Annotated in this window: 24 protein-coding genes; 3 read left to right on the top strand and 21 right to left on the bottom strand. The window is 68.6% G+C overall.

What is annotated here, in order from left to right; genetic code table 11:
* Positions 1-4 precede the first annotated feature (4 nt).
* From IV088_RS13175 to flgB, 20 genes are all read right to left on the bottom strand, one after another.
* Positions 5-673, bottom strand: a complete 669-nt coding sequence (locus IV088_RS13175) for a hypothetical protein (RefSeq protein WP_291102631.1) — start codon at positions 671-673, stop codon at positions 5-7.
* 67 nt (positions 674-740) lie between these two features.
* Positions 741-1,154 (bottom strand): VOC family protein, encoded by a 414-nt coding sequence (locus IV088_RS13180; RefSeq protein WP_291102633.1) that lies wholly within the window; start codon positions 1,152-1,154, stop codon positions 741-743.
* A 12-nt stretch (positions 1,155-1,166) separates the two neighbouring features.
* Complete coding sequence (locus IV088_RS13185; RefSeq protein WP_291102635.1) at positions 1,167-1,382, bottom strand: hypothetical protein; 216 nt, start codon at positions 1,380-1,382, stop codon at positions 1,167-1,169.
* A 14-nt stretch (positions 1,383-1,396) separates the two neighbouring features.
* Positions 1,397-2,032, bottom strand: coding sequence for a LysE family transporter (locus IV088_RS13190; RefSeq protein ID WP_291102637.1), 636 nt, complete (start codon positions 2,030-2,032; stop codon positions 1,397-1,399).
* Between the two features lie 39 nt (positions 2,033-2,071).
* Positions 2,072-3,139 (bottom strand): serine hydrolase, encoded by a 1,068-nt coding sequence (locus IV088_RS13195; RefSeq protein ID WP_291102640.1) that lies wholly within the window; start codon positions 3,137-3,139, stop codon positions 2,072-2,074.
* A complete protein-coding gene (locus IV088_RS13200) occupies positions 3,139-3,303 on the bottom strand; it encodes a YdeI/OmpD-associated family protein (RefSeq protein ID WP_291102642.1) in 165 nt (54 codons plus the stop codon). Before IV088_RS13200 ends, IV088_RS13195 begins: the two co-directional genes overlap by 1 nt.
* Complete coding sequence (locus IV088_RS13205; RefSeq protein ID WP_291102644.1) at positions 3,284-3,751, bottom strand: hypothetical protein; 468 nt, start codon at positions 3,749-3,751, stop codon at positions 3,284-3,286. The genes IV088_RS13200 and IV088_RS13205 overlap by 20 nt, the downstream gene beginning before the upstream one ends.
* 90 nt (positions 3,752-3,841) lie before the next feature.
* Positions 3,842-4,582 (bottom strand): 7-cyano-7-deazaguanine synthase QueC, encoded by a 741-nt coding sequence (queC, locus tag IV088_RS13210; RefSeq protein WP_291102647.1) that lies wholly within the window; start codon positions 4,580-4,582, stop codon positions 3,842-3,844.
* Positions 4,583-4,701: 119 nt separating this feature from the next.
* Positions 4,702-5,946, bottom strand: a complete 1,245-nt coding sequence (locus IV088_RS13215; protein ID WP_291102649.1) for an HDOD domain-containing protein — start codon at positions 5,944-5,946, stop codon at positions 4,702-4,704.
* Positions 5,947-5,953: 7 nt separating this feature from the next.
* On the bottom strand, positions 5,954-7,168 hold the full coding sequence (flgL, locus tag IV088_RS13220) for a flagellar hook-associated protein FlgL (RefSeq protein WP_291102652.1): 1,215 nt from the start codon (positions 7,166-7,168) through the stop codon (positions 5,954-5,956).
* Positions 7,169-7,185: 17 nt separating this feature from the next.
* On the bottom strand, positions 7,186-9,096 hold the full coding sequence (flgK, locus tag IV088_RS13225) for a flagellar hook-associated protein FlgK (RefSeq protein WP_291102654.1): 1,911 nt from the start codon (positions 9,094-9,096) through the stop codon (positions 7,186-7,188).
* A gap of 16 nt (positions 9,097-9,112) precedes the next feature.
* Positions 9,113-10,141: a flagellar assembly peptidoglycan hydrolase FlgJ gene (gene flgJ, locus IV088_RS13230; RefSeq protein WP_291102657.1), complete on the bottom strand. Its 1,029-nt coding sequence runs from the start codon at positions 10,139-10,141 to the stop codon at positions 9,113-9,115.
* A 125-nt stretch (positions 10,142-10,266) separates the two neighbouring features.
* The gene (locus IV088_RS13235) at positions 10,267-11,466 is read right to left on the bottom strand and encodes a flagellar basal body P-ring protein FlgI (RefSeq protein ID WP_291102660.1); all 1,200 of its coding nucleotides are present in this window, start codon (positions 11,464-11,466) and stop codon (positions 10,267-10,269) included.
* 20 nt (positions 11,467-11,486) lie between these two features.
* Positions 11,487-12,164 carry a flagellar basal body L-ring protein FlgH gene (locus IV088_RS13240; protein ID WP_291102662.1) on the bottom strand — a complete coding sequence of 226 codons (678 nt, stop codon included), beginning with the start codon at positions 12,162-12,164 and terminating at the stop codon, positions 11,487-11,489.
* 8 nt (positions 12,165-12,172) lie between these two features.
* Positions 12,173-12,955, bottom strand: a complete 783-nt coding sequence (flgG, locus tag IV088_RS13245; protein ID WP_077331724.1) for a flagellar basal-body rod protein FlgG — start codon at positions 12,953-12,955, stop codon at positions 12,173-12,175.
* A 23-nt stretch (positions 12,956-12,978) separates the two neighbouring features.
* Positions 12,979-13,719 (bottom strand): flagellar basal-body rod protein FlgF, encoded by a 741-nt coding sequence (flgF, locus tag IV088_RS13250; RefSeq protein WP_291102667.1) that lies wholly within the window; start codon positions 13,717-13,719, stop codon positions 12,979-12,981.
* A 35-nt stretch (positions 13,720-13,754) separates the two neighbouring features.
* Positions 13,755-14,969 carry a flagellar hook protein FlgE gene (flgE, locus tag IV088_RS13255; protein WP_291102669.1) on the bottom strand — a complete coding sequence of 405 codons (1,215 nt, stop codon included), beginning with the start codon at positions 14,967-14,969 and terminating at the stop codon, positions 13,755-13,757.
* A 44-nt stretch (positions 14,970-15,013) separates the two neighbouring features.
* Positions 15,014-15,673 carry a flagellar hook capping FlgD N-terminal domain-containing protein gene (locus tag IV088_RS13260; protein WP_291102671.1) on the bottom strand — a complete coding sequence of 220 codons (660 nt, stop codon included), beginning with the start codon at positions 15,671-15,673 and terminating at the stop codon, positions 15,014-15,016.
* 14 nt (positions 15,674-15,687) lie between these two features.
* The gene (gene flgC, locus IV088_RS13265; protein WP_291102674.1) at positions 15,688-16,092 is read right to left on the bottom strand and encodes a flagellar basal body rod protein FlgC; all 405 of its coding nucleotides are present in this window, start codon (positions 16,090-16,092) and stop codon (positions 15,688-15,690) included.
* 11 nt (positions 16,093-16,103) lie between these two features.
* Positions 16,104-16,511 carry a flagellar basal body rod protein FlgB gene (gene flgB, locus IV088_RS13270; protein WP_291102675.1) on the bottom strand — a complete coding sequence of 136 codons (408 nt, stop codon included), beginning with the start codon at positions 16,509-16,511 and terminating at the stop codon, positions 16,104-16,106.
* A 194-nt stretch (positions 16,512-16,705) separates the two neighbouring features.
* On the opposite strand from flgB, the gene flgA reads away from it, so the two are divergent.
* The 3 genes from flgA to IV088_RS13285 all read left to right on the top strand — a co-directional run bounded on the left by flgA (position 16,706) and on the right by IV088_RS13285 (position 18,313).
* Positions 16,706-17,455, top strand: a complete 750-nt coding sequence (gene flgA, locus IV088_RS13275) for a flagellar basal body P-ring formation chaperone FlgA (protein WP_291102678.1) — start codon at positions 16,706-16,708, stop codon at positions 17,453-17,455.
* A gap of 124 nt (positions 17,456-17,579) precedes the next feature.
* A complete protein-coding gene (gene flgM, locus IV088_RS13280) occupies positions 17,580-17,930 on the top strand; it encodes a flagellar biosynthesis anti-sigma factor FlgM (protein ID WP_291102680.1) in 351 nt (116 codons plus the stop codon).
* A 23-nt stretch (positions 17,931-17,953) separates the two neighbouring features.
* Positions 17,954-18,313: a hypothetical protein gene (locus IV088_RS13285; protein ID WP_291102683.1), complete on the top strand. Its 360-nt coding sequence runs from the start codon at positions 17,954-17,956 to the stop codon at positions 18,311-18,313.
* A gap of 217 nt (positions 18,314-18,530) precedes the next feature.
* Here IV088_RS13285 and IV088_RS13290 read toward each other — a convergent pair whose 3' ends face one another.
* A complete protein-coding gene (locus IV088_RS13290; protein ID WP_291102685.1) occupies positions 18,531-19,310 on the bottom strand; it encodes a methyltransferase domain-containing protein in 780 nt (259 codons plus the stop codon).
* Positions 19,311-19,326 lie beyond the last annotated feature (16 nt).

A 19,326-nucleotide genomic window follows, 5' to 3' on the forward strand; every position in this document is an offset into this window, starting at 1 on the left:
GCGTTCACGGCTTGACCGGCCGCACCAGCATGGCGGGCGGCACCGCTTGAACCAGCCGGTCCACGGCCGCGTCGCTCCACGGGCCCAGGGGCAGCAGCCTGACCTGCACACGGCCCTTGATCGCCGGCACCTTGCGCTCGGCGATCGCCAGATCGAGCTCACGGCGGTCACGCACCTCCGGCAACGCCCCGGCGACCACCGACATGCCGAACAGGTTGCGACCGGTGGTGTGGTTCAGGTTGCCGATGTAGACCACCTCACCCGCCTTGACCTCGAAGCGCAGCGGCGCGGGCGCGTTGCGCGGAGCAATGCGCACCGAGTCACCCGCGGACTGCCACGAATCCACCGAATGCACGCCAGGTTCAACGTCCATCACATAGACGCGGCCTCGCTCGTCGTCGAAGTCGCTGCCCTTGGGAATCCCCATGACCTGTTCCACCGAACGCAACAAACGTGTCTCGAACTGCCCACTGGCCTTGTCGATCACGAATTGGGCACTGGCCCGGCGACCGGTTTCCGCATCGTGCGTCACCGACACGACCACCACGCCCCGATCTTTGGTCGATTCGGGCGTGGCCTCCTTCGCCACCTGGGGACCGGCGCAGCCCAGCAGGAACGCCGAAGACAGACAGGCCACCAGGGGCCAGCGACAACGTGAAAGTGACAGCTTCATGTGACAGTTCTAGAAAAAAGCCGTGATCCGCACGGCGACGGTATTCATTGACCCACACCCCGGCGATTCAGGGAAGCTCCGCCGGCGGGGACACCGGCGTGTGGCAGGCCACACAGAGCTTGTTGCCTTCGGTGTCGCGAAAGTAGGCGCCGTAGTAGTGGGCATGGTATTCGGGGCGCAGGCCGGGCGGCCCTTCGCAGCGGCCACCGTGCGCCAGCGCCACCGCGTGGGCCTCATCGACCATGGCGCGGCTGCTCGCGAGCCAGGCGGTCATCTGCCCGTTGCCCGGCGCGTGGGGCTGGCCGTCGAACGGCGTGCCGATCAACAGCAGCGGGCGCGGGTCGGGCGATGACTGCCAGCCGGCCCAGGGCCGCTCGGGCTCACAGAAACGTTCCTGCACACCGAGCACCGGCATCAGCGCGCGGTAGAAGGCCAGCGCTCGGGGGAAATCGGCCACGCCGATGAAGATGTGGGAGAACATGCATGCGTCCTGTCAGTTGCGCCAGAAGTACGGCACCACGGCGATCGCCGTGCCCACCAGCAGCGTCATGAGGCCACCGGTGACGAGGTACGGAAAAACGATCAGCGCCACCCCGCTCAGGAACGGCGGCAGGGCGCGCTGCTTGCGCCCGTACATCACATAGCCCGCGCCGAGCGCGCCGAAAAACACGGACAGCATCAGCGAGGTGACGTCGGCGTTGGGGTTCATGGTGCCTCCGCCTGTCAGCCCCGCGCCCGGAATTCCTGCAGCGTCACCGCCAGCAGCCGCAGGCCGAACGCGCCCACCAGCCCGGCCGCGCCCCGGTTGAGCGCCATGCGCCAGCGCTGGTAGACCGACTGGATGCGCCCCTGCGAGAAGGCCAGCGCGAGAAACACATGCCAGACCACCGCGTTGAACCACACCAGCAGCACCGCCGCGAGCAGCACCCACACGCTCGGCGACGGCGGCAGCGCGGTGGCGAACACGCTGCCGAAAAACAGCGCGGTCTTGGGGTTGAACACGTTGGTGATGAAGCCCATGCGGAACGCCGCCCGGCGGCTGGTCGTGACCGGTTTCACCTCGGCATTCGAGTCAACGGGGGGCGAGCGCCAGAGCTTGAACGCCACATAACAGAGGTAGGCGCCGCCCGCGACCTGGAACGCCTGGCGCAGCGCCGGGTGGGCCGCGAAGACCGCGCCCATGCCCAGGATCGCCAGCGTCGCCCAGGTCAGCGTGACCGTGGTGATGCCAGCCACGGCGGCGAGCGAGACGCTGCGCGCGCTGCCCGCGGCCAGCTGCGCGATCAGCACGAAATTGACACCCGGGGTCACGAGAACGACCCAGTGCAGGACGGCGATGGTGAGGAAGGTGGTCAGCATGGTGGGGGCATTGTCCATCGTCGGGTTCAGGATCGTCGGTCAGCCCAGCATGTGGAACCGGAACACACCATGTTCGGCAGGCACCGTGGCGCGGGCCAGCGGTGCGGCCAGCGGCATGCCGCGTTCGCTGTTGGTGAGCAGCACGAACCCGTTGCCGGACGCGGCAGACACCATGGCAAAGGCACGGAACCCCGGGTTGTTGCCCCACTGCCAGAGGTAGGGGCCACCGGCGGCGGTCTCGATGCCCCAGCCCTGGCCCCAGGCCAGACCCAGCGCTGGGTCCACGGGGATGGGATGGGCAAGCGCCAACGACAGCAGCGGCGCGTCGGTCAGCCAGGCCGTCATCAGCTTCGCGTAGTCCTCGGCGGTGGTGTAGAGCGACGCCGCCGCGTTGGGCTCGGTGATGTCGAAACGGACGCCCCCGCCCAGCGACGAGCTGCCGTCCACCACCCGCTCGCGGATGTCGTCCGTCAGGCGCAGCCGCGTGGACCGCATGCCGAGCGGTTCGAAGACGGTGGTCGACATGAAGGTTTCAATGTCCTGCCCGGCCACCACGCTGAGCACGGCCTGCAGCAGCACGTAGCCTTCGCCCGAGTATTGCCAGCGCGTGCCCGGCTCGAACCCGGGCAACAGCGCGCCTCGCGTCCAGTTGGGCAGGCCGGAGCTGTGGTTGAGCAAGGTCCCCACCGGGATGCGCGCCAGGGTGCTCGCGGGCACCCGATCGATGGGGTTGTCGGCCGGGCCGTTGAACGGCTTCTGGCGGTGGGCGTAGCCCTCGGGCAGGTAACGCGAGACCGGCGCGCGCAGATCGAGCCGACCCTCGCGCACCAGCTTCAGCGCAGCGAAAGCGATCACGGGTTTGGTGAGCGACGCCGCCTGGAACACGGGGTCGGAGGGCCAGCGACTTGCCGACGCGCAACCCGACTCCCACACCGGGGCGCCGGGCCGGCCAGCGTTCAGGGCGACGTGGCTCGCCGCGCAAACGCCGAGCCGGGCCGCGAGCGTGGGGAGCGGCTCGCCGCTGTACTGCGACAGGTCGGTCGCGCAGGCGGTGAGAAAGGGGGCGCTGGCGCCCGCGAGCAGGAGTTCACGGCGGGACAGGGGCATCACCGCAACCGCTCGCCCGCAGCGCAGGCCTGCCGCAGTCTGGCCAACCGAGCGGCCCGCGTCTCGGTTTTTTTGGCGGACGTGACCCAATGCAGCATCACCTTCTTGTAGCCACTAGACGTGGCGCAGGAGCAAGACCAACGGTCAAATAGAGTCGAACTCATCGCAGAACCGACGTTTCACTTCTAGCCCGGTTTCGCAAACGTCCAGTACGTCGAAGGTAGTCCCAGCGCATTGCACGACATAGCGATATTCACCCGCCATCAGTTGGTATCCGTCGAGCAAGAGCTCGTGACCATCGAGCATCAAAGCTCCTGGCTGCTCGGTGTTGATGATGCTCACCGGGTTTATGTGGACATCTTCCGTTCTCAGCTCTTGTAGGCACCTCCATACCTCAGCTGCTTTCGGCTCGATAGAGGCAAGGTACAGCTCAATAAGTGCTTTGGCGTTACTGGCCTTTCCGGCGCCTTTCGCCCAGCCAGCGAAGTAGAAATAGAGCAGATGTGAGGCGTGGGTAAAACTTAGGAAGTGGTCTTGAACATCCGCTGGATTGCTAAGGTTGGCTCGAATTCTCTCGGTGCTGCGTCTCATCCAGGCCAGCTTTTCCAGCATGCGTTGTCTAGTGGCGTCTGTTGCGGTCATGGCTAGTAAGCGGATTCGTCAGGAAAAAAATAGATAACAAACCGGCCGCGCGTTCAATGTTCACCGCACCGCTCGATACCCCGCCCACCCCCGAGCCCGCAACTCGCAAGCCGGGCAACGCCCACACCCATAGCCCCACTCGTGCCGGTGCTCGCGGTCGCCGAGGTAGCAGGTGTGGGTGTGTTCCACGATCAGGTCGACGAAGGCTTGGCCGCCGCTGGCCACGCCGCTCGATTCGCCCAGCGCTTCGGCCATGCGCCAGGTTTCGGCCTTGTCGATCCACATCAGCGGGGTGTCGATCAGGAAACGGTGGTCCATGCCGAGGCTGAGGGCGACCTGCAGCGCTTTCATTGTGTCGTCACGGCAGTCGGGGTAGCCGCTAAAGTCGGTCTCGCAGACGCCGGTGACGATGACCTGGATGTCGCGCCGGTAGGCGAGCGCGGCGGCGAGGGTGAGGAAGAGCAGGTTGCGGCCGGGCACGAAGGTGTTGGGCAGGCCGCTGGCTTCCATCTTGAAGGCCATGTCGCGGGTGAGCGAGGTTTCGCTGACCTTGCCGAGCACGGCGAGGTCGAGCAGGTGGTCTTCGCCGAGTCGCTCGCCCCAGGCGGGGAACTGCTCGCGCAGCTTCTGCAGCACGACGGTGCGCGCCTGCAGCTCGACGCTGTGGCGCTGGCCGTAGTCGAAGCCCAGCGTTTCGACGCGCGGGTAGCGCGCGAGGGCGTGGGCGAGGCAGGTGGTGGAGTCTTGCCCGCCTGAAAACAGGACGAGGGCGCTGGTGTGGTGGGGTTGGGCGGTGACCATGGCCCGATGGTAGCGGCGCAGCGCGGGGGCGCTGAATTCAGCGCCGGGCCGCCCCAAGCTGAATTCGCACCCCCTCGGGGGGCAGCGACCCGCGCAGCGGCGGAGCGCGGGGGCGCAACCTACCCAGGCTGTTTTGCCGGGACGAGCCCGTGGTCGCGGCTGGTCGAGAGCATGCGCAGCAGCGCGCGGTTGGCCTGCTCCAGGCTCATTTCGTGTTGTTCGCAGATGCCGGGCAGCAGGTGCAGGTGTTCCACGTCGCCCTGGGCGCGCGCGAGGTCGAGCAGCGGGAAGTAGGGGCCGCCATGGTGGACCAGCGCGTCCGAGACGCGGCCCGAGAGCGGCAGGCGGCCGAGCAGCGAGGCGAGCGGCTGGTGCAGCAGGCGGTCGAGCTGGGCGAAGAGCGCGGTGGTGTAGACCTCGGCGCGCAAAGCTTCTTCGGAGCTGGATTCGAGCAGGTGCTGCGCGAGGCGCGAGCGCATCACCTGCGCGTAGCGCACAGGGTGCAGCGCGCTGTCGCTGTCGCTGCCGGCGAGTTGCTGGCCGAGCCAGCTGTCGAGCGCGGAGAAGCCGAGCATCATCAGCGCGTGGCGCAGCGAGCCCACTTCGTGGCGGCCGCCGAAGGCCGCGGAGTTGAGGTGCGAGAGCAGGCGGTAGCACAGCACCGGGTCCTGCCGCACGAAGCGTTCCAGCTGGTCGAGCGAGCTGTCGTTGTCGATGGCCTGGCGGATCATGCCGATCACCACCGCGTCGCAGCCCATGGGCCGCGCGCGCCAGGCGTGCAGCACGTCGTCGTCGGGCCAGCCGAGCAGCCCCCAGGCGCCGGCTTCGTCGAGGCAATGGTCGGCGAGGCTGAGGTTGCAGACGTTCTGGTAGAGGTGGCCGGGCAGGATGGGCGTGCGCGTGGACGGCACGGGCTGGCCTTCGGCGGGGCGGGCCTTGAGCGCCTCGAACGCCTCTTCGGCGTCGAGGCTGAGCAGGCTGCGCGCGTCCAGTGGCGCGATGACTTCGCCGCGCAGTTCGGACAGCGCGGCGTGGCGCAGCAGCTGGTGGCCCCGGCGCGAGGCCACCGACAGCAGGGCCAGGCCCTCGGGGTGGTTGAACAGACTGGCGGGCACTTCGAGCCAGGTGTTGGGCACGGGTTTGCAGGAGAGCGCCTGGTGCAGCAGCTCGGGCGAGCCCAGCGAGAGGATGAGCACCGGCGCGGCCACCGGCCAGTCGTCGCCCAGCAGCTGCATCAGGTGCGCGGCATCGACAGCGCCGGGTTGCACCGGACTCACGCTGAGTCGCACCGCCGCGAGCAGGCGCCGCCGGTTCCAGACCGGCTGGTAGGCCATGGCGACGCTGTCGAGGATGGTGCTGCTCATCGGCTGGTCAGCCCACGTACTGGAAGAGCGACAGGCGCTGCACCTGCGCGTACGACTTGAGTGCGGCCTCATGGCCGAGCTGCTGGCTCTGGAACTGCGAGATGCCTTTGACCAGGTCGAGGTCTTCGAGCTGGGACTGTTCGGCGGCGTGATCGACCTCGCGGTCGCCGAGCAGGCCCTCGATCGAGTCGGCGCGGTTGAGCCACTCGCCGGCCTGCGCGCGGGCCAGCAGCACGCGGTCGTGCCCGGCGTCGAGCTCGGCCAGCGCGCGGCCCAGGTCGTGGGTGCGCTGGGTGCCCTCGCCCGTGCCCAGGCGCAGCGCGTCCATCGCGTCCTGCATCACCTTGAACAGGTCGGTGGGGGCGCTGGACGAGGTGAGGTCGAGGCGGTCGCCGGCGGCCGGTTCGCCCACGACCTTGAAGGACATGCCGTCGAACGCGATCTGCGCACCGGCGCTGTAGGCCACACCGGTCTGCCCGGCCACGGGTGTGCCGGTGGTCAGGTCGGTCACGCTGTATTGCATGGCCCCGGCGGTGCCGCTGAAGTCGATCTGGTAGTCGTGGCCGGTGAGCGCCGAGAGGTTGGTGACCTGGCCGGTGTCGCTGCGCACGGTGCCGGTGTTGCTGGCGGGCAGGTCGAGCGCGAAGGTGCCGTTGCCGGCGGGGATGCGCATCCAGATGGCATCGCCGTCCATGGCTTGCGGCAGCTGGTTGTCGCCCGCGGCCTGCTGGCCGCGCCGGCCTTCGAAGCGCACCTCGGCGCTGCCGCTGCCGAAGGTCTGCACAAAGGGTGTCTCCGAACCGCCGAGCCCGCCGAAGAGGTTGCGCCCGGCGCCGTCCTGGCGGTTGGCCACCGAGAACAGCCGGTCGCGCAGACCCGCGATCTCCTGGGCGAGCGACTCGCGCTCACCCGGGCCATAGGTGGGGTTGCCGCCCGCGATGATCAGATCGCGCACCTTCTGGATCAGCTCGCCCGATTCGCCCAGCGCGCTCTCGGCCTGCTGGATGCTGGTGCGCGACGCATCGAGTGCGCGCTGGTCGGTCTGCACGCGCGCGAGGCGGTTCTGCACCGCTTCCGACATGGTGGCCGCCACCGGGTCGTCGCTGGCACGGGCCACGCGTTTGCCGCTGGAAATGCGCTCCTGCTGCGCGACCAGTTCCCCCTGGCGCTTGGTGAGCTGGGCGATGGTGGTGTCGTAGGCGTGGGCGGTGGTGACTCTCATGGCGGGGTTCCTGTCCTTCAGCGCACGGTCTGCAGCAGGGTGTCAAAGATGCCCTGGGCGATCTGCATGTATTTGGCGGCGGCCTGGTAGGCCTGTTGGTACTGCAACAGGCGCGCGGCCTCTTCGTCGAGGTTGACGCCCGACACCGCCACACGCGCGGACTCGTTGCTGGCGGCCACCTGGCCCGAGTAGCTGGCGGCAAACTGCGCGCCCTGTACCCGCGTGCCCATGTCGGACAGCACCGCGGTGTAGCCGTTGGAGAGCGACACGCCGTCGAAGGTGGCGAGGTCGCGCAGCGCGAGCATGCCGACGGCGTTGCCCGCGTTCTGCGAGTTGTTGGTGGCCGTGGCGGGTGTGATGTCGAAGGTGTCGCCGGCGGCGGGGCTGCCACGCAGCGTGAGGCTCCAGCCGTTGAACTGCAGGGGCAGGCCGGGTGTGTAGTTGTAGCTCGCGGGCGGGCCCACGTTGTCGGGCGGCGGGTTGCCGGGGCCCAGGCCCGTGGCGGTGAAGCTGCCGTCGGCCAGGAAGGTCAGGGTCACCGGGTCGCTGAGGTTGGCCGAGGGCTCCGAGGCGTAGAGGCCGCCGATGGTCAGGCCGCCCGTGTTGGCGCTGCCGGGCGTGACCATCACCGGGCTGGCGGCGGCCAGGCGGTCGGCCGCGCTCACGGCCATCTGCATGTTCTTGGCCACCTCGGCGAAGGGCTTGACGAGGAAGCTGTCGCCACTCGCGGCGGCACCGCTGTCGAGCTGGAAGCTCAGGCCGTCCAGGTCGGCGGGCAGGCCGGCGAAGGAGCTGACCTGGCCGTCGGAGAGGCGCACGATGTCCACGCCGGTGCCGGTGATGTTGACCTGGTAGTCGGAGGGCTGCAGCGCCGTGGGGTCGCTGACCTCGGCGTGCAGGGCGGCGGTGCCGGTGTTGGTGAGCACGGGCAGGCCGGCCGTGTCGGCCGCGGGCACGAAGAAGCTGTTGCCGGTGCCGCCGCGCAGGTCCACGCCCAGCTCGTGCTGGGTGTTCATCGTCGAGTTCAGCGCGAGCGCCATGCGGCCGAGCTGGTTCGTGACCTGTTTCAGGTCTTCACCGATGAACTGCATGACGCCCCCGAGCTCGCCCCCCAGGGCGCTGTCGGACAGCGGCATCGAGGTGTTGCCTTGCTGGAAGTGGATGCGGGACTGGGTGGGGTCGGTGCTGTCGGGCACCACGGCCAGGCGGGCGGCGCGGGTGCCCAGGACCAGCGGCTGGCTGCCCGCGACGAACACGCTCAGGCTGCCGTCGTCGGCGCCCACGGTGCTCACCTGCACCAGCTTGCTGAGTTCGCCGATCAGGCTGTCGCGCTGGTCGAGCAGGTCGTTGGGCTCACCCGTGCCGCCCTGGTTCTCGATGATCTGCTGGTTGATGAGACCGATCTCGCCGGCCAGCCGGTTGATCGTGTCCACGGTGTCGCCCACCTGCTGGCGGGCGCCGCGGGCCAGCATGTCCATCTGGCCGGCCGTGTCGCGCAGGCGCGAGGCGATTTCTTCGCCGCGCCCGAGCACCACCGAGCGCGCGGCCAGGTTGGTGGGCGAGGAAGCGATGTCGGACCACGCATTGAGCAGGTCGTTCATCGCCGCGCCCAGGCCGGTCTCGCCGGTGGGGAACAGGTTCTCCAGCTGATGCAGGCGCGCCAGGCGCTCGCTGTCGGCGGACGCCACCGAGCTGGAGAGCTGGGCCTCGCGGGTGAGGTAGGCGTCGTGCGCACGGGCCACCGTGCCGATCTCCACGCCGATGCCGTAGTAGTTGCCGCCCAGCGTCTGGTAGCCCGCGCTGCGCATCTCCACCGTCTGCCGCGAATAACCGGCGGTGTTGACGTTGGCGATGTTGTGCCCGATGACCTGCAGCGCCGACAGGTTGGCGTTGAGGGCAAGGGAGCCGATGTTGAGGGCGCTGGACATGGTGGGCTTTCCGGTCTCAGCTCTGTGCGCGTTGCACGCTGAGCGTCATGTTGATGGCGCGGCTGAGCTTGGCGGCGTACTGCGGGTCGGTGGCGTAGCCCGCGCGCTGCAGGCTGCTGGCGAAGCCCTGCACCGAGCCGATCTGGTCCATGGCCTTGTCGTAGCGCGGGCTCTTGGTGATGAGGCGCGCGTAGTCGCGGAAGGAGTCGGCGTACGAGTCGTAGGCGCGGAACTTGGCCACGGTCTTGCGCGGCACGCCGTTGACGTATTCGGTGGTCGTGACCTCGGCGACCTTGCCCTTCCACGAGGACGTGGCCTTGATGCCGAACAGGTTGTGCGAGGGCGTGCCGTCTTTCTGGCGGATCTCGCTGCGGCCCCAGCCGGTCTCGTGGCCGGCCTGGCCGAGCATGTAGCTCGCCGGGATGCCCGACTCGCGCGCCACCGTGGCGGCGGCCTGGCCGTGTTGCGCCACGAAGCCGACGTGGCGCGGGCCCGACGCCGCCTGGGTGGGCACGGTGCTGCGGCGCAACGCCTTCGCCGGCTCGGCGCCGGTCTCGCCCTGCACGGCCCCGGTGCGGGGCGCGGTGTGGGGCACGGCGTTGGGGGCGTACTTGAGCAAGGCGCGCAGGCCCGAGCGGTTCAATGGCTTGAACTCCACGGGCGTGTCGTTGTCGGTGGCGGTGCTGGCACCGGTGCCGGCCGGGGCGGCGCCTTCGGCCGTGCCCTTGGGGCCCATCTGGCGGCTGAGCTGGCGCTCGATGGCTTCGCTCAAACCACCGGGCAGGCCCGAAAGCTGCACCGAGAGCTGCTGGTCGAGCAGGTCGGTGCCGAGGTCGCTGCCCTGTCCTTCCAGCAGGCCGGATTTCTGGGTCGCGTCGCGCATGCTCTTGATCAGCTCGCGCATGAACAGCGACTCGAATTGCTTGGCCGCGCCCTTGAGCGCCGCCTTGCCGCTCTCGCCCTCCTGCCCCGCGCTGAACTTCAACGCGTTCAGCGCGCCGGGGTCGACGGCGAGGCTCTGGGTGGTGGACTGCAGCGAGCTCACTTGATGCTCCGAAGCGAAATGCCCGAGCCAGGAATGCCGTGGAACCGGCTTTGCCGGGCCACAGGCATTGCCCCCTGGAGGGGGGATGCGGCTACGCGCAGCGAGCAAGCGACGGGGGTGTTCATTTAGATCACTTCGAGTTCGGCGTTCATCGCACCAGCGGCCTTGATGGCCTGAAGAATGGCCAGCAGGTCTTGCGGCGTGGCGCCCAGGCCGTTGAGCATGCGCACCAGGTCGGCGAGCTGCGGGGCGGCGTCCATCTTCACCAGCGCGCCACCGTCCTGGGTGATCTTGATGTCGGTCTTCTCGGCGACCACGGTCTGGCCCTGCGAGAGCGGGTTGGGCTGGCTCACCACCGGGGTCGAGCTGATGCTGACCGAGAGGTTGCCGTGCGCGACCGCACAGGGGCCGAGGGTCACGGCCTGGTTCATCACGATGGAGCCGGTGCGCGTGTTGATGATCACGCGCGCGGCGGGGATCGAGGCCTCCATCGGGATCTCTTCGATCTCGGCCAGGAAGCTCACGCGCTCGTCGGTGTTGGCCGGCGCGCGCAGGCGCACCACCCGGCCGTCCACCGCGCTGGCCACGCCGGTGCCCATGCGGGCGTTGATCGCCTGCGCGACGCGGCGCGCGGTCTGGAAGTCGGCGGCATTCAGGCCGAGGTCGATGGTGTCGCCCAGCGCGAAGGCCGTGGGCACCACGCGCTCGACCTGCGCGCCGCTCGGGATGCGGCCCGCGCTCAGGTGGTTGATCTGCACCTTGCTGCCGCCGCCCGAGGCGCCCGCGCCGCCGACCAGCAGGTTGCCCTGGGCCAGCGCGTAGACCTCGCCGTCCACACCCTTGAGCGGCGTGGTGATCAGCGTGCCGCCGCGCAGCGACTTGGCGTTGCCCATGGACGAGACGGTGACGTCGATCATCTGGCCCGGCTGGGCGAAGGCCGGCAGCTGCGCGGTGACCAGCACGGCCGCCACGTTCTTCAGCTGCACCTTGGCGTCGCCCGGCAGCGTGAGCCCCAGCTGCTGCAGGTAGTTGGTCATGCCCTGCGAGGTGTAGGGCATCTGGGTGGTCTGGTCGCCCGTGCCGTCCAGCCCCACGACCAGGCCGAAACCGGTCAGCTGGTTGCTGCGCACGCCCTGCACCGCCGCGACCTCCTTGATGCGGATCGCGTGGGCCTGGACCGGGAAGCCCAGCCACAGCACCAGCCCCACGGCCAGCCCGCTCCAGACCACCAGGCGTTGGAGCCAGGTGGCGCGAGCGTCACGGCGCGCGAACAGCGTGCGGCGAAAGCCGGTCTGCAGGGGGATGGGGCGGTGCTGCGGGTTCATGAGGTGGATGCTAGGCCGCGTCAGAAAGGGAAAACATTCAAAAAGAACCGTCCCAACCAGCCTATTGAGAGCGCTTCATCCACGGCGCCTCGTCCTCGCGACTCGATGCGGGCGTTGGCGACCTGGGTCGAGGCGATGGTGTTGCCCGGGCGGATGTGCCGCGGGTCCACCGTGCCGGAGAAGCGCATCACGTCCACGTTGCTGTTGATGCCGATCTGTTTTTCGCCCGCCACGAGCAGGTGGCCGTTGGGCAGCACCTCCTGCACGGTGACGGTGATGACGCCCGAGAAGTCGTTGGTGTTGGCGTTGTCACCCTTGCCCGCGAACTCGTTGCCCGACTCGCCACCGAGGTTGAAGTTGCGGTCGCGGGTCAGCTCCTTGGCGACGATGCCCGGGATCGCCGAGATCGACCCCGAGGCGCTGCCGCTGCGGTTGATGTTGGCCGAGGACGACTGGCTCGCGCTGACCTTCTCGGTGATCTGGATCGTGAGGCTGTCGCCCGGCATGCGGGCACGCGGGTCTTCGAACGCGGGCCGGTAGCGCGCCGCCATGAACAGGCTGCCGCCGGTCTGCGCCGGGGCGGCCGTCTGGGCGAAGTTGATGGGCCGCACCGGCACCACATCGACCGGCTTGGTCATGCAGGCGGTGAGCAGCGCGGGCGAGAGCAGGAGCGCGAAACGGCGCAAGAGGTGCTTCATGACCGTGCTCACAGCTGCGCCAGCCTCTGCAGCATCTGGTCCGAGGTCTGGATGGCCTTCGAATTCATCTCGTAGGCGCGCTGGGTCTGGATCATGGTCACCAGCTCCTGCACCACGTTGACGTTGGAGGTTTCCACGTAGCCCTGCATCAGGTTGCCCAGGCCGGCTGTGCCCGGGGCGCCGTTGACCGGGTTGCCCGAGGCCACGGTCTCGGTGTAGAGGTTCTGGCCCTTGGGCTCCAGGCCGGCCGGGTTGATGAAGCTGGCGAGTTCGATGTTGCCCACCTGCTGCGGCGTGGCGTTGCCCGGCATCTTCACCGTGACCACGCCGTCGCTGCCCACGGTGACGCTCTGCGCCTCGGCGGGGATGGTGATGTCGCCGGCCAGGGCCAGGCCGCTGGAGGTGACGAGGCGGCCCTGCGCATCGACCTGCAGGCTGCCGTCGCGGGTGTAGCCGGTGGTGCCGTCGGGCAGCGCGACCTGCAGGAAGCCCTGGCCGTTGACGGCGAGGTCGAGCTGGTTGCCCGACTGCTGCAGACTGCCCTGGCTGAACGAGCGCGAGGTCGCCACGGTGCGCACGCCCAGGCCGATCTGCAGGCCGGTGGGCAGGTTGTTCTGCTCGGTGTCGGCGCCGCCGACCTGGCGCAGGTTCTGGTACATGAGGTCTTCGAACACGGCGCTCGCGCGCTTGAAGCCGTTCGTCGACACGTTGGCCATGTTGTTCGAGATCACATCCAGCTGCGTCTGCTGGGCCTGCATGCCGGTCTTGGAAATCCACAGGGAATTGATCATGGTGTGCTCCTGAAAAGGGGAAATCAGCCGTTCATGTTGAGCAGCTGCGATGCGGTCTTGTCGTTGGTCTCGCCGTTCTGCAGCATGCGCATCTGCATCTCGAACTGGCGGGAGACCGCGATCATTCCGACCATGGCCTCGATGGGGTTGACGTTGCTGCCTTCGAGCGCGCCGCTCTGCACGCGGGCGTTGGCGTCGGCGTCGAGCGCGTCGCCCTGCACCGGACGGAACAGCCCGTCCGCGCCGCGCTGGAGGCGGTTGTCGTCGTCGGGCGTGACGAGCTTGAGCTTGCCCACGCGGGTCGGGGGCGCGTCGCCGACGCGGGCGCCGACGCTGCCGTCGGCACCGATGTCGAGCTGGGCGTTGGCCGGCACGGTGATGGGCGCGCCGCCGTCGCTCAGCACGGGCAGGCCCTGCGCGTTCACCAGGCTGCCGTCGGGGCTGATTTCAAAGGCGCCGCCGCGCGTGTAGGCCTCGGTGCCGTCCAGCCCCTGCACCGCGAACCAGGCGTTGCCGCGCGCGGCCACGTCGAGGTTGCGGCCGGTGGGGTTGATCGGGCCGGCGGTGTCCAGGTGGCCGGCGCTGGCTTCGAGCGCAAACACGCGCGAGGCCGTGCCGTCGCCGCGCACCGGCACGGCGCGGAAGGTGGCCAGCTCGGCGCGGAAGCCCGGCGTGGACGCATTGGCCAGGTTGTTCGACAACAGCTGCTGCCGGTGGGCAGCGGCGCTGGCGCCGGTCATGGCGGTGTAGATCATGCGGTCCATGCGGGGCTCCTTGTCTCTTCTCTATCTCAGCGCGTTCAACGCATGTTCAGGAGCGTGCTCAAGACCTGGTCCTGCGTCTTGATGGTCTGCGCGTTGGCCTGGTAGGCGCGCTGCGCGGTCATCATGTTGACCAGCTCGGCGGTCAGGTCGACGTTGGAGTCCTCCAGCGCGCCGGAGCGCAGCAGACCCATGTTGCCCTCGCCGGGCGCGCCACGCACCGGCTCGCCCGAGGCGAAGGTCTGGCTCCAGTTGCCACCGCTGCTGGGCGAGAGGCCCTGCACGTTGCGGAAGTTGACCAGCGCGATCTGGCCGGCGGCCTGCGACTGGCCGTTGGAGTACTTCGCCATGATCACGCCCGCGTCGCTGATGCCCAGGCTGGTGAGTTCGCCAGGGCGGTAGCCGTCCTGCGTGAGGTTGTTGACCGCGAAGTCGACACCGAACTGGGTGGTGTCGCCGAAGTCGAGGTCGACCATGAAGGTCTGCGCCGGGTCGTTGGGCGAGGCCAGCTGCAGCTGCGGAACCACCGTGGCGGGGTCCAGGCTGCCGTCGGCCATGAAGTTCAGCGCGAACGGCACCGACAGCGCCGGGTCGGCACCGTTGACGCCGGTGTAGACGTTCCACTGGTTGTTGCCGATCTTGTCGAACACCAGGCTGACCGGGATCTCCAGGCCCTGCTCGTCGTAGGCGATGACGGAGGTGCCGTAGGTGCCCAGCGGGGTCGGTGGCACGGCGGTGGCCGCGACCGGCGCGCGCGCGTCGAGGTTCAGTTGAGCGGCAATGCCCGTGGTCATCCGGGCCGGGATCGGCCCGCCCGTGGGCAAGGTCAGCGGGGCCGACTCGAAACCCAGGCGCACGCCGTTGACGTCGGTCGGGTAGCCCATGAGCTGGCCGCCGAGGTTGGTGACGATGTCGCCGTCGCGGTTGAGCTTGAACATGCCGGCACGCGAGTACGACAGGGAGCCGTCGGGCATGGTCAGTTCGTAGAAGCCGTTGCCGTTGATGGCCACGTCGAGCGAGTTGCCGGTGACGGTGATGTTGCCCTGCGTGAACTGCTGCGCCACGGTGGACACCTGCACGCCGATGCCGGCGTTGACGCTGCCGGACGAGTTGATCGAGCTGGCGTAGATTTCGCCGAACTCGGCACGCGAGGCCTTCATGCCCACGGTGTTGGCGTTGGCGATGTTGTGGCCGATCACGTCCAGGTTGCGGCTGGATGCGTTCAGGCCGGAGAGTCCTTGCTGGAATGCCATGGTGGTGTCCTCGGGGTGGGGAAAGGGGGTGAAGGGGCGCGGGCTTACATGAAGCCGCGGATCTGGTCGTAGGTGATGGAGCGGCCGTTCTGCAACTGCACCGTCATGGCGCCGTTGGTGAGGCCGACCGAGGCCACCTGGGCGCGCTGCAGCGCGGTGGCGGTCACGGTCTCGGCGCCCTGGCTGGCGCGCACGGAGAAGCGGGCGACGGTGGCGGGGTCGATGGCGCGGGCGTTCCAGTCGAAGCCGTGTTGCCCGGCGTCCATGGCGCCCAGGCTCACGGTGTCGAGCAGGGCGCCATTCTTGCCGATGATGTCCACCGAGACCGCGCTGGCCGGGCCGTCGAGCGTGAAGGCGCCCTTGCCGGTGCTGCCCTCGAACGCCAGCGCATCGCCTTCGATCAGCGCTTCGCGGCCGATCAGCGTGGTGCCCTGCATGGCCTGCGACGAGGCCATCTGGCTGGCCATGCCCTTCAGGGTCGCGTTGAGTTCCTGGATGCCGCTGACCGTGTTGATCTGCGCCATCTGGGTCGTCATCTGCGCGTTGTCCATCGGGTTGAGCGGGTCCTGGTTGTTGATCTGTGCGACCAGCAATTTGAGGAAACGGTCTTGCGACGCCTGGGGGTCGGTCGAGTTGTTGCCCTTGGTGCCCGTGGTGCTGCCCACGGTGTTGTCGAGGTTGCCGAGATCAATGGCCTGCATCATGGTTCATCTCCCTTTCACTGCCCCATCTGGAGCGTTTTGAGCAGCAGCGATTTCGCCGTGTTCATGACTTCGACGTTGTTCTGGTAGGAGCGCGAGGCCGACATCATGTTGACCATCTCCTCGACCGGGTTGACGTTGGAGTGCGTCACGTAGCCGTCGGCGTCGGCGCTGGGGTGGTGCGGGTTGTGCACGCGGCGCCCCGGGGCCTCGCTTTCCCGGATGTCCTGCACCTTGACCCCGGCCGAGCCCGGCTGGCCCATGGGCACGGTCTGGAACAGCACCTGGCGCGCCTTGTAGCTCTGGCCGTCCGGGCCGGCCACCGCGTCGGCGTTGGCCAGGTTGCTGGCGACCACGTTGAGGCGCTGGGCCTGCGAGCTGATCGCACTGCCGGAGACGCCGAAGATGGTGAACATGGACATGAGGATCTCCTTCACTGTCCCGTGATGGCGGACAGCATGGTTTTCACGTTCGAATTGATGAAGCGCAGCGTGGACTCGTAGCGGATGCTGTTGTCCACGAAGTTGGCGCGTTCGCGGTCCAGATCGACCGAGTTGCCGTCCTGCGAGGGCTGGGTCTGGACCGTGTAGGCGAGCTGGGGGTCGCCGGGGGCGCGGCCCGAGAGCGTCATGTGGCCGGCGGCCGTGGCCGCGAGCTGCTGGCTGGCCACCGCGCGCTCGCCGCTGGCCTGCTGGAGCGCGGCGGCAAAGTCGAAGTCGCGCGCCACGTAGCCCGGCGTGTCGGCGTTGGCGATGTTGCTGGCGATCACCTGCTGGCGTTGCGAGCGCAGCATCAGCGACTGGCCGTAGCCGTCGAGCCGGGCGGTCATCTGTTCAAGCATCGGGTTCTCCAGACAGGTGGATGGGAACGGCACAGGCGGCAGGCCCGCACCGGGATGAAGGCAAGTATGGGAAAACTTGAGGGCGGGCAATGAGCAGAGAAAGCGGGGAATGGGTGCGCATTTCGGTGCTTAGTGCCCACCGCACCCCACCTACATTGATGCCCTGAGGTCCTGTCCGCACCTCCCACCACCACATGAACACCCGAATCCCGCCCCCCCTCTCCCGACCCCGTGCCGCGTGGCTGCTGGCCGCCGGCCTGCTGGCGTGGCTGGGCCTGGCCCAGGCCCAGGTCCCGGCGGGCGACAAGACCCAGCTGGAGCAGATGGCACGCGACTGGGTGGAACCCGCGCTGGCCTCGGCCATCGGCCCGGACGGCGGGGGCCCGCTGCGCCCCGAGGTCATCATGGGCTCGCTCGACGCGCGCCTGCAGCTCACGCCCTGCGCCCGCATCGAGCCCTACCTGCCGCCGGGCACGCGCCTGTGGGGCCGCAGCCGGGTCGGCCTGCGTTGCCTCGAAGGCGCGGTGCGCTGGAACGTGTTCATGCCGGTCACTGTCAAGGCCTGGGGCCCGGGCTGGGTGCTCAAGCGCCCGGTGGCCGCCGGCTCGGTGCTGACTCAAGAAGACGCCGAACTGGCCGAAATGGACTGGGCCGAGCAGCCTTACGCGGTGCTCGCCAACCCGGACCGCTGGGTCGGCCAGCAGGCGGCCCTCGCGCTGCAGCCCGGCCAGGCCCTGCGCCAGAACATGGTGCGGCCGGTGCCCGCCTTCGGGCCGGGTGCCCAGGTCCGGGTCAGCAGCAGCGGCGCGGGCTTCCAGGTGGTGGTCAGCGGCGAGGCCCTGACGGCCGGCATCCCGGGGCAAAGCGTGCGGGTTCGCCTGGGTGGCGGACGGGTGGTCACGGGCACGGTGCGCGACGGCCAGACGGTCGACGTGCGTTTGTGACCTCTTTTTTTGAGCACTTTGGTGGACGTTTTGTGATGTACTCCACAAAAAAGGGCTCAAGTACCCCCGCTTTTGGGCCGATAGTCAATTCACAAGGCCCCGAGATTGGGGTTTGGAGAGTGAAATGAAAATCGAATCATCTTCCCCGGACTCCCACATCGGTTCCGTGGCCGGTGGCCCGCAGAAGGCGGCTGAGAAGCCGAGCGCTGGCCCCGAAGCCGCTGCCGCCGCAGGCGCAGCGGCCCAGACGCCCGCGCCCGCCGGTGTCACCGTCACGCTGTCGTCCACGGCCACCCAGGCCATGTCGGCCGCGGGCAGCAGCGGCAACGAGGTGTTCAACGCCGACAAGGTCGAGGCCATGAAGGCCGCGATCGCGGACGGCAGCTTCAAGGTGAACGCCGAAGCCATCGCCGACAAGATGTTGTCCAACGCCGCTGAAATGCTCAGCAGCAGCTCGGGCGGCACCCGCGCCTGATCCCTCTTTCTTCAAGGACCGCCATGGCACAGCCCACCCACCCCTGGATCGCCTCGCTCAAAGCCGGGCTCGACGGGCTGGAGCAGGCGCTGCTGCAGGGCGACCCCGAGGCGGTCGAACGGGCCAGCGCGGGCGTGCAGTCCGTGCTGCAGCGCGCCCCCCGAACCGCCGAGTTCGGCATTCCCGGCAGCACCCTGCGCAGCGACATGCAGGACGCCGCCCAGCGCTTCGGCCAGCTGCGCCAGGCCGTGCAGCGCGCGAGCGCCCAGAGCCAGCGCGCGGTCCGCAGCCTGCTGCCCCAGCAGGCGCCCGGCACCTACGGCCGCATGGCCGGCGTGGCCCCGTCCACCGGCGGCGCCGGTCGGGCCTTTCTCTCCGCCTGACCCGCACGCGGCCCACGCGCCGCGCCTTCACCGTTGTTGTCATCACGCCGGCCTTCGCCGGCGTTTGTCTTGGTGCCCCGGGATCCTGAGTGGCCTGTCTTGATCGACCCGGAGCGGGTTTGGCGACCGTCCAACGTGCCGAACGGCCCGCGAGGGCCGTTCGTTGTTGCCGGGAGATCAGAAGACCCCGACACACCCACCCGCACCCCCAGCGGGCTCAGGCCTCGGACGGCGCGTGCATGTGCGTGCCGAAGTACAGGCTGGTGCGGAACATGTTCTGGGTGCTCTTGTAGAAAATGATGTATTTCTTGCGCGGACCGCCGCGCGTGAGCCCGACTTCGGGGGTGCGGAAGTCGACGAAGCAGCCCATGTCGCTGGCCAGCTTGATCAGCGCGAGCGGCGTCCAGTAGGCCACGTGACCCGGGACGAACGGGTACTGGTGCAGGCTGACGTCGGTGCCGTCGTAAATGTTGGAGCTGCAGATCAGGATGCCGTCGTCCTTGACCAGGCGCAGCAGCGACTTGAAGTGCTCGACCGGCTCGGTGAAGTGTTCGATCACCTCGGAGGCGACGACCACGTCCGACGGGGTCGCCACGGGGATGGCCTCGAAGTTCTCGGCCTCCTGCATGTTCTCCAGATCGACCAGCTTGGTCTGAATCTCGGGGTACTTGCGCTTGAGCCACAGGTGGTCGGTGTTCAGGCCCGAGCCGAAGAAGCTGACGCTCGCGTTGTGCTTGCTCACGATCTCCATGCCCATCTCGGCCATGAAGAACTCGCGCCCCGGGCGTTCGTCGGTGGCGTTGCGCAGCTCGCGCAGGGTGGCTTCCGTTGACTGTCTGGCAATGACCTTGGCGAAGTGACCCACGTTGTCGGGATAGCGGATCAGGCCGCAGCTGCGGCACTGGTGCCCGCGCTGGGTCTTGTCCTTGTAAGGCTTGATGCGGCAGGTGTGGGACACGACGTCTTCTTCGCCGCCACAGACGGGACATTGGCTCATGGGGTTCTCCTGATGA

The sequence above is a fragment of the Hydrogenophaga sp. genome, assembly GCF_018780075.1.
Classification (GTDB): domain Bacteria; phylum Pseudomonadota; class Gammaproteobacteria; order Burkholderiales; family Burkholderiaceae_C; genus Hydrogenophaga.

Bases quoted from the DNA above. Each gene is read 5' to 3' on its own strand.
- IV088_RS13175 (WP_291102631.1), bottom strand. From the start codon at position 673: ATGAAGCTGTCACTTTCACGTTGTCGCTGGCCCCTGGTGGCCTGTCTG.
- IV088_RS13180 (WP_291102633.1), bottom strand. From the start codon at position 1,154: ATGTTCTCCCACATCTTCATCGGCGTGGCCGATTTCCCCCGAGCGCTG.
- IV088_RS13185 (WP_291102635.1), bottom strand. From the start codon at position 1,382: ATGAACCCCAACGCCGACGTCACCTCGCTGATGCTGTCCGTGTTTTTC.
- IV088_RS13190 (WP_291102637.1), bottom strand. From the start codon at position 2,032: ATGCTGACCACCTTCCTCACCATCGCCGTCCTGCACTGGGTCGTTCTC.
- IV088_RS13195 (WP_291102640.1), bottom strand. From the start codon at position 3,139: ATGCCCCTGTCCCGCCGTGAACTCCTGCTCGCGGGCGCCAGCGCCCCC.
- IV088_RS13200 (WP_291102642.1), bottom strand. From the start codon at position 3,303: ATGAGTTCGACTCTATTTGACCGTTGGTCTTGCTCCTGCGCCACGTCT.
- IV088_RS13205 (WP_291102644.1), bottom strand. From the start codon at position 3,751: ATGCTGGAAAAGCTGGCCTGGATGAGACGCAGCACCGAGAGAATTCGA.
- queC (WP_291102647.1), bottom strand. From the start codon at position 4,582: ATGGTCACCGCCCAACCCCACCACACCAGCGCCCTCGTCCTGTTTTCA.
- IV088_RS13215 (WP_291102649.1), bottom strand. From the start codon at position 5,946: ATGAGCAGCACCATCCTCGACAGCGTCGCCATGGCCTACCAGCCGGTC.
- flgL (WP_291102652.1), bottom strand. From the start codon at position 7,168: ATGAGAGTCACCACCGCCCACGCCTACGACACCACCATCGCCCAGCTC.
- flgK (WP_291102654.1), bottom strand. From the start codon at position 9,096: ATGTCCAGCGCCCTCAACATCGGCTCCCTTGCCCTCAACGCCAACCTG.
- IV088_RS13235 (WP_291102660.1), bottom strand. From the start codon at position 11,466: ATGAACCCGCAGCACCGCCCCATCCCCCTGCAGACCGGCTTTCGCCGC.
- IV088_RS13240 (WP_291102662.1), bottom strand. From the start codon at position 12,164: ATGAAGCACCTCTTGCGCCGTTTCGCGCTCCTGCTCTCGCCCGCGCTG.
- flgG (WP_077331724.1), bottom strand. From the start codon at position 12,955: ATGATCAATTCCCTGTGGATTTCCAAGACCGGCATGCAGGCCCAGCAG.
- flgF (WP_291102667.1), bottom strand. From the start codon at position 13,719: ATGGACCGCATGATCTACACCGCCATGACCGGCGCCAGCGCCGCTGCC.
- flgE (WP_291102669.1), bottom strand. From the start codon at position 14,969: ATGGCATTCCAGCAAGGACTCTCCGGCCTGAACGCATCCAGCCGCAAC.
- IV088_RS13260 (WP_291102671.1), bottom strand. From the start codon at position 15,673: ATGATGCAGGCCATTGATCTCGGCAACCTCGACAACACCGTGGGCAGC.
- flgC (WP_291102674.1), bottom strand. From the start codon at position 16,092: ATGTCCATGTTCACCATCTTCGGCGTCTCCGGCAGTGCGATCAGCTCG.
- flgB (WP_291102675.1), bottom strand. From the start codon at position 16,511: ATGCTTGAACAGATGACCGCCCGGCTCGACGGCTACGGCCAGTCGCTG.
- flgA (WP_291102678.1), top strand. From the start codon at position 16,706: ATGAACACCCGAATCCCGCCCCCCCTCTCCCGACCCCGTGCCGCGTGG.
- flgM (WP_291102680.1), top strand. From the start codon at position 17,580: ATGAAAATCGAATCATCTTCCCCGGACTCCCACATCGGTTCCGTGGCC.
- IV088_RS13285 (WP_291102683.1), top strand. From the start codon at position 17,954: ATGGCACAGCCCACCCACCCCTGGATCGCCTCGCTCAAAGCCGGGCTC.
- IV088_RS13290 (WP_291102685.1), bottom strand. From the start codon at position 19,310: ATGAGCCAATGTCCCGTCTGTGGCGGCGAAGAAGACGTCGTGTCCCAC.